Source organism: Quyinboa mangrovi (genome assembly GCF_042219825.1).
In the GTDB taxonomy this organism is placed as follows: Bacteria; Bacteroidota; Bacteroidia; order Bacteroidales; family UBA5342; genus JBHJHP01.
In genome coordinates, this window is sequence record NZ_JBHJHQ010000035.1 from 1 (window position 1) to 1403 (window position 1403).

A 1403-nucleotide genomic window follows, 5' to 3' on the forward strand; every position below is an offset into this window, starting at 1 on the left:
TGGCGTCGTTCTCGGCTTGACAGTCTCCACTTCGTGGGACAGTCAACCGCACGACACCATACCGCGGGAACGTTGTACGCAATTATTAGTGGGCAGAGTTACACCATGATTAGGATTGACGAGATATTAAAATTTATTAAGGAGCAAACAGGATTAGATTCATTGGAGAGTGATTCTGATATTTTTGAGCTTGGAATTGTTGGTGACGATTTTGATGAGTTAATTGTTGAATTCTCAGAAAAGTATAAAATCAAGATGGATTCATATTTGTGGTATTTCCATGCTAACGAAGAAGGGCTAAGCATTGGCGGATTGTTTTTTAAATCACCAAATAAAAGAGTTAATAGAATTCCAATTACTCCTAAATTCCTATTGACTATTGCTAATCAAGGTTTTTGGAATATTGATTATCCCAAACATGAATTGCCAAAGTATAGATTAGATATCATTATTAATAAAATTCTAGTCGCTGTATTTGTCATTATATTTGGTTATACTATCATTCATAAATTTATAAACTGATTTTATGGGTATTGGCAGAAGAGAATTTTTAAAATTAGCTGGAATTGCCCTTGCAGGAATTTCGGTAAATCCACTTCAGGCCGTAGTAACGAATGATAATGTATACATTAATAAAAAGCTTGGGATTTTATTTCACAAACCTGATTCATGGGGATATTTAAATGTTAAAGATTTTGGGAAATTAAAAGATGAGCAGATTCTTGGAAATGGATATGAAGAAATGAAAGACGAGGTATGGGAAGATTTAGGTGACCCAATATGTATAGCTACTAAATTCCCAGATGACATTCCAAAATATAAGGGAATATTCTCGCCAACAATAACTTTAAATATTACTCCTAAAGAGGAACTTGCAGATTTAGAATGTTCTGATTTCAAAGAGGTAATGGAAATGTCAGAATTAGGAGTTTCAATGATACTCAAAGATTTTAAGGTAGTTAAACGCTATGAACCTTACATAATTTCAGGGAGTGAGTTTTATGAATATGACGCTGAATATTTATTTGAGCATGTAGACATAATAAATCCATTAAAAGTTGAGCTCAAAACATTAAAAACAGAGCATAATGGATTTTATTATGATTTTAATTGCCATCAATCTTATTCTCAAAATCAGATAGCGGATAAAGAATTTGCTGAATTTAAAGAATCTATAAAATTAATATAATAACTGCGTACAACACGCGGTCATAGTGCATGGCAGTACTTTTAAACCAAATAATTCAACGTTCGCTGCCTGCACCTTTCGTCCTGACAGTTCCTATCCTATCGGACAGAAACTGCCACGACACCATACCGCGGGAACGTTGTGCATAATATTTTCAGACACCCTGCAAATAATGAAAAAAACGATTCAAATAATATTAATCTTAATTAGTTTT

2 protein-coding genes are annotated in these 1403 nt (G+C 33.3%); both read left to right on the plus strand.

Annotation, left to right across the window (positions count from 1 at the left end; all coding sequences use genetic code 11):
• On the plus strand, nucleotides 1-522 hold a 522-nt coding region (locus tag ACE1ET_RS20415), incomplete at its 5' end, for a hypothetical protein (protein ID WP_375730278.1).
• Nucleotides 523-526: 4 nt separating this feature from the next.
• Nucleotides 527-1189, plus strand: a complete 663-nt coding sequence (locus ACE1ET_RS20420; protein WP_375730279.1) for a hypothetical protein — start codon at nucleotides 527-529, stop codon at nucleotides 1187-1189.
• Nucleotides 1190-1403 lie beyond the last annotated feature (214 nt).